Annotated in this window: 4 protein-coding genes and 1 pseudogene; all 5 read left to right on the top strand. The window is 75.7% G+C overall.

Translation table 11 applies throughout. The annotated features are described in order from the left end of the window. Positions 1-475 (top strand): ArsR/SmtB family transcription factor (locus D3105_RS31345; RefSeq protein WP_133305730.1); only part of this gene is annotated, 475 nt, incomplete at its 5' end. Between the two features lie 218 nt (positions 476-693). Next, complete coding sequence (gene lanKC / locus D3105_RS31340; protein ID WP_118906267.1) at positions 694-3,375, top strand: class III lanthionine synthetase LanKC; 2,682 nt, start codon at positions 694-696, stop codon at positions 3,373-3,375. 45 nt (positions 3,376-3,420) lie between these two features. After that, positions 3,421-3,552 (top strand): SapB/AmfS family lanthipeptide, encoded by a 132-nt coding sequence (locus D3105_RS31335; protein WP_003966507.1) that lies wholly within the window; start codon positions 3,421-3,423, stop codon positions 3,550-3,552. A 92-nt stretch (positions 3,553-3,644) separates the two neighbouring features. Further along, entirely contained in the window at positions 3,645-5,438 is a 1,794-nt protein-coding gene (locus D3105_RS31330) for an ABC transporter ATP-binding protein (protein ID WP_118906266.1), read from the top strand. Further along, positions 5,435-6,491 (top strand): annotated as a pseudogene (locus D3105_RS31325) (ABC transporter ATP-binding protein); the annotation flags it as partial. The gene D3105_RS31330 and the pseudogene D3105_RS31325, both read left to right, overlap by 4 nt.

Below are 6,491 nucleotides of genomic sequence, written 5' to 3'. Positions count from 1 at the left end.
GTTGGGGCGGGCGGGCTGGGCCGAGGCCCTGAACGGCATGCGGCCCGGGATTCGTTGGCTGGGCGACAGCCGACTGCAGATCAACACCTACGACAATCCGCCCCGTGAACTGGAGCGTGCCCAGCTCCTGTTCATCCCCGTCACCCCGGACCAGTCCTGGGTCTGCTGGGACATCCCGCACCGGTACGGGCTGGTGTACCCGTGCTCCGGCGCGCTCACGGAGGTCGAACGCATGCCCGCACCCGCCGCCCTGGGGGCGCTGATCGGCCCGGCGCGGGCGGTCGTCCTGTCGCTGCTCGCCTCCCCGCTCAGTACGACGCAGCTCGTCGCGCTGACCGGCCAGGGGCTGGGGTCGGTCGGCCGCCATCTGCGGATTCTGCTGGACGCCGGACTGGTCCGCCGCCGCCGCGCGGGCCGCTCCGTGCTCTATTTCCGTACCGAGGCGGGCGACATCCTGGTGCGCGGCGCGGGCTGAGGAGAGGCGAAAGCGCCCGGTGCACGCCCCCGCGCGCCCCCGGTCGTCGCCCCTTCACGGCGGGGCGACGCGCGGATACGCATCAGTAGGAGGTGCGCTCCGCATGGTTGGCGCGCATGTACGAGTCGTGACAACGGTGACTATGGGCACCGCTCGTCGTTATGACAACTTCTCTCTCGCCGCGAACGACGCGGAGGAACCGAGCGAGGGGGCCGTGCGTGAATCCGGAGTACGCCGCGTACTGCCAGGCGGACCGCCGCTTCTACGACGCACCTCACCGTTCCCTCGGAGCGGGCGGAGCCGTCGACGAGGAGAGCTCGTTCTACGCCGCCGTCCGTGGCTCCGCACCCGAGGGGTGGACCCGCTCCCGGCGCGGTGACTGGCTCGCGTACAACCCCGACGGGCTGCGGCTGCCGGCCCAGGGCTGGAAGATCCACATATCCGCCGCACTCGACAACGCCGCCTCCGTCCTGGAGCGGGTCACCGCCCACTGTCTGGAGCACCGGCTCGCCTTCAAGTGCATACCGAACGCGGGGCTGTTGGCCCTGCGGAACGCCAAGTACGCGGACCGGGCCGGCAGTGGGAAGTTCATCACCGTCTACCCGCCGTCCGAGGAAAGCTTCCCCGAGGTGTGCACCGCCCTGATGCAGCTCCTGGAGGGCGAGCACGGCCCGTACATCCTGAGCGATCTGCGGTGCGGGAACGGGCCCGTGCACACCCGGTACGGCGCGTTCGCCGCCCGCTTCTGCTCCGGGCCGGACGGGCGGCCCGTGCCCGCCGTCGCCGATCCGCAGGGCCGGCTCGTCCCCGACGACCGGGGCCCGGCCTTCCGCGTCCCCTCCTGGGTGACCCCGCCCGGCTTTCTGATGCCGCACCTCGAAGCCCGGGCCGCCGTGGGCCTCGCCGACCTCCCGTACACCGTGGAGAAGGCGCTCCACTTCTCCAACGGCGGCGGGGTCTACCTCGGCCGCGACACCCGCACCGGCGAGCAGGTCGTCCTCAAGGAGGCCCGGCCGCACGCCGGTCTGGCCGCCGACGGGGCGGACGCCGTGGCCCGGCTGGAACGGGAGAGGACCGCCCTGGAGCGACTGGCCGGGCTGGACTGCGTACCGGACGTCCGGGACGTGTTCGAGGTCGGCGACCATCACTTCCTGGTCCTCCAGTACATCCCCGGCACCACGCTCAACACCGTGTTCGCCCGCCGCTTCCCGCTCGCCCGGCAGCACCCGTCACCGGAACTCCTCGCCGAACACGCCGCGTGGGCCGAGGAGTTGTACGGGCAGGTCGAGCGGGCCGTCGAGGCGGTGCACGAGCGGGGCATCGTCATCAGCGATCTGCACATGAGCAATGTGATGGTCGACGAGGAGGCCGGACGGATCGTCCTGCTCGACTTCGAGGCGGCCTCCCCGGCCGCCGAACGCCGCCGCCAGATCGTCGCCAACCCGGCCTTCGTCGCCCCGGCCGACCGGCGCGGCACCGACATCGACCGCTACGCGCTCGCCTGTCTGCGGCTCGCCCTGTATCTGCCGCTCACCACGCTGTTCGGCATCGACCGCACGAAGGCCGCCGGGCTCGCACAGGACATCGCCCGGGCCTTCCCCGTCGCGGAGGAGGCGCTGCGGCCGGCGGTCGAGGAGATCCTGCGGGGCGCAGAGCCGCACCTCGGCACCGGGGAGCCGCACCTCGGCACGGGGGGCACCGGGGCCCTCGTCGCGACGGCCCCCGGCGACTGGCCCCGCACCCGCGACGCCCTGGCCCGGGCCATCACCGCCTCCTGCACACCGGAGCGCGACGACCGCTGCTTCCCCGGGGACATCGCCCAGTTCGCCACCGCCACCGGCGGCCAGTCCTTCGCGTACGGCGCGGCCGGAGTGCTCTACGCCCTCCACGAGGCCGGGGCCCCCTCATGCGCACCGGCCGAGGACTGGCTCCTGCGGCACGCCAAGGACCCGGCGTCCGGCAGCCCCCTCGGCTTCTACGACGGGCTCACCGGCATCGCCTGGACCCTGCACCGGATCGGCCGCACCGCCGAGGCCGCCGACCTCCTCCGGATCATCCTCGACCAGCCCCTGGAAGGCCTCGCGCCCGGGCTGCACAACGGGTACGCGGGCATCGGCCTCGCCCTCGACGACCTGGCCCGCACCGCATCCGCCACCGACGCCCCGGCCCTGTCCGCCGCCGCGGCCCGCTGCACCGCCCTCGCCGTCCGCGCGCTCGTCGACGGTCCGCCGTCGCCCCGCACCGGACTGCTGCACGGCGCGAGCGGCATCGCCCTGCTGCTGATCCGCCGGTACGCGACCACCGGGGACACCGCCCTGCTCGACCTGGCCGCCGCCGCGCTCCGCCGCGACCTGGAACGCTGCCGGGCCGGGGACGACGGGTCACTCCTCGTCGTCGAGGGCAAACGGCTGATGCCGTACGCCGGTTCGGGCAGCGCCGGTATCGCGGCCGTCATCGACGCCTACCTCGCCCACCGCCCCGACCCGGAGCTGGAGACGGCGGGCCGGGCCCTGTTCCCGGCCGCGCTCTCCGCCTTCTACGTCCAGCCCGGACTGCTCAGGGGCTCGGCCGGACTTCTGCTGCACCTCGCGGCCACCCCGCTGTGCGACCCGGCCGGCCGGCAGCGCGCGATCGACCGCCACACCGGTCTCCTGGGCAGCCACGCCCTGGCGTACGGCGGCGGACTCGCCTTCCCCGGCGAGCAGTTGATGCGCCTGTCGATGGACCTGGCCACCGGGACCGCCGGCGTACTCCTCGCACTGGGCGCCGCTGCCGGCCGCCCCACCGGACTTCCCTTCCTGCCCGCCGCTCCGGCGGCAGCGCACCCCGGCCGCGCGAGCGGCCCCACGAACCGGCCCCGCCAGGGGTCGTCGGACCGGCCCCACCCGGGGTCGTTCTAGCACCACCGCCCAAAGCACCACCAATCGTCCCCGAAAGGACACATCATGGCGCTTCTCGACCTTCAGGCGATGGACACCCCGGCCGAGGACTCCTTCGGCGAGCTCGCCACGGGCAGCCAGGTCTCGCTGCTGGTCTGTGAGTACAGCTCCCTCAGCGTGGTCCTCTGCACCCCGTGACCCGCACCGGCCGGCCCGTCGGTGAGCACCACCGACGGGCCGGCCGGCCACGTGCCCGCAGGGGCCGTCCCACCGACCCGAAAGGCGACCCCGTGCCGCTGCCGCACCCGGACCCGAGCCCCGGCACGGCTTCCGGCGTCCGACGGCTCGCCCGGCAGCATCCGGCCGCCCTCACCTGGCTGTTCCTCTGCTCCACCGGCGGGGCGCTCGCCGCCCTCGCCCTGCCCGCCGCCCTGGGCCACACCGTCGACCGGCTCGTCTCCGGCGGGCCCGTGCCCTGGTCCGGGCTGCTTCTCTGCGCCGCGCTGACCCTCGCCGAAACCGGGTTCGACGCGGCGGCCGCCGTGACCGGCACGACCACCAGCGCCCGGCTCACCGCGTTCCTGCGCACCCGCACCGCCGCCCGGGTCCTGGCCGCCGAACCCCGCCGGGCCCTCGCCCTGCCCACCGGCGACCTCACCGCCCGGCTCACCGCCCGCACCGCCGACGCCGCGTCCGCGCCCGTCACCGCGGCCGGAGCCGTCGCGGGCGTCCTGCTCCCGCTCGGCGCACTCGTCGGGCTCCTCCTCATCGACGTGTGGACGGCCGCTGCCCTCCTCCTGGGCGCGCCCCTCCTCGTCGTCCTGCTGCGCACCTTCACCCGGGGCACCGCCGACGCCGGGGCCGACTACCAGCGCGCCCAGTCGCTCATCGCCCACCGGCTCACCGAGGCCCTGGAAGGCGCCGACACCATCCGGGCCGCCCGCACCGGCGCCCGCGAACACCGCCGCGTCCTGGAACCCCTGACCGCTCTCGCCGAGCACGGCCGCCGCACCTGGACCGTGTACGGGCGGGCCGTCGGCCGCAGCGGGCTCCTGCTGCCCCTGCTCATGCTGCTGGTCCTCGCGGTCGCCGGACTCCGGCTCGGCGCGGGCGCGATCGGCGTCGGCGAACTCGTCGCCGCCTCCCGCTACGCGAGCCTCGCCGTCGGTATCGGCTCCCTCACCGGAGCACTCGGCTCCCTGGCCCGCAGCCGCGCCGCCGCCCGGAGCCTCGACCCCCTCCTCACCCTCGCCCCGCTGCCGCACCGCGGCCTGGGCCCGGTCCCCGACGCCCCCGGACACCTCGAACTCCGGGACGTCTGCGTCGAACAGGACGGCCACCCCCTGCTGACCGGCGTCCGCCTGACCGTCCCCGGCGGCACGTCCCTGGCCGTCGTCGGACGCTCCGGCTCCGGCAAGTCCCAGCTGGCCGCGGTCGCCGGGCGGCTGCTCGACCCGGACACCGGCAGCGTGCTGCTGGACGGCGTCCCGCTGGACGGCATGGAACCGGGCCGGCTCCGCCGCGAGGTGGCGTACGCCTTCGCCCGCCCCGCCCTCCTCGGCACCACCGTCGAGGACACGATCGCCCACGGCCCCTGGACCGCCTCGCCGGACGCCGTACGCGAAGCGGCCCGCGCGGCCCGCGCCGACGGGTTCCTCGCGCTGCTCCCGTACGGCTACGCCACCCCGGTCGCCGACGCCCCGCTCTCCGGCGGCGAGCGCCAACGCCTGGGTCTGGCCCGCGCGTTCGCCCACCCGGGCCGGCTGCTGATCCTCGACGACGCGCTGTCCAGTCTCGACACCGTGACCGAGCACCACGTCCGCCGCGCCCTCGACGCGCGGGCGGGGCAGTGCACCCGGATCATCGTCGCCCACCGGCTGTCCTCGGCCGCGCGGGCGGACCGGGTCGCCTGGCTGGAGGACGGCCGGCTCCGCGCGTCGGGCCGCCACGACGAGCTGTGGCAGGACCCGGACTACCGGGCGGTCTTCAGCACGGACATCAGCGTTACGGAACGCGGCGGCACGGACAGCAGCGGTGCGGACGACACCGCGGCCACCTCCCTCGCCGCGGCGGAGACACGATGAAGCGCCGCCACGCCCCGGCACGCCCCGCGCGCGACACCGCCCTGCGCCGGGTCGGCCGTGAGGCCCGGCCCTTCCTGAGGGCGCGCACCGGGGCGATCCTGCGGCTGTCCGCGTGGTCCCTGCTGGAGTTCGCGCAGACCTTCCTCAGCGGATACGGGGTCGCCCGCGCCCTCGACGACGGCTTCCTCGCCGGACGCCCGGCGACCGGTCTCCTCTGGCTGGCCGTCGCCGCCGTCGCCGTGCTGCCCTCCGTGCTCGCCGCCCGGGGGGTGTTCGGCCGGCTCGCCGACCTGGTGGAGCCGCTGCGCGACGGGCTGGTCCGGCGCGCGGTGGCACGGGCGCTGTCGGGCGCGCTCGGCCGCTCCGGCGACGTCAGCACCCGGTCCCTCTCCCAGGTCACCCATCAGAGTGAGATCGCCCGGGACGGCTGGGCCGGACTCGTCCTGACCCTGCGGTCGTTCGTGTTCACGGCCGCCGGCGCCGTCACCGGCCTGCTGGCCCTCTCGCCCGCCCTCCTCCTGATCGTGCTGCCGCCGCTGGTCCTCGGGACCGCCCTGTTCCTCGGCACCCTGCCGCCGATGGCCGCCCGCCAGCGCGCCTACCTCGCCGCCGACGAGGCGTACGCCGCGCACGCGGGCGAGCTCGCCGCCTCCGTACGGGACATCGCCGCCGCCGGAACCGCCGAGCGGACGGTGGCCGCGTCCCGGGCCCTCGCCGACGCGCAGCTCGCCGCCTCCCGTTCGCTGGCCCGCTGGTCGGCCGTGCGGGTGGTGGCCCTCGCGGTCTGCGGCCGTCTCCCGCCGCTCCTGCTGCTCCTGGGGGCGCCCTGGCTGCTGCGGAACGGGCTCACACCGGGAGGGCTCGTCGGCGCGCTGACCTACCTCACCCAGGCGCTCGCCCCCGCCGTCCAGGCGCTGATGACCATGCTGGGCACGGCGGGCGGCCGCCTCGTCGTGGTCCTGGACCGCTTCACGGACGCGCCGCCCCCGCCCGCCGACGAACCGGCCCGTGAGGCCGCCCCGACCGTCCGGGAGAGCACCTCGCGCGTCGTCG

Source organism: Streptomyces globisporus (genome assembly GCF_003501885.1).
Classification (GTDB): Bacteria; Actinomycetota; Actinomycetes; order Streptomycetales; family Streptomycetaceae; genus Streptomyces; species Streptomyces globisporus_D.
This window is presented reverse-complemented; position numbering and strand designations above follow the sequence as displayed.

Bases quoted from the DNA above. Each gene is read 5' to 3' on its own strand.
- D3105_RS31335 (WP_003966507.1), top strand. From the start codon at position 3,421: ATGGCGCTTCTCGACCTTCAGGCGATGGACACCCCGGCCGAGGACTCC.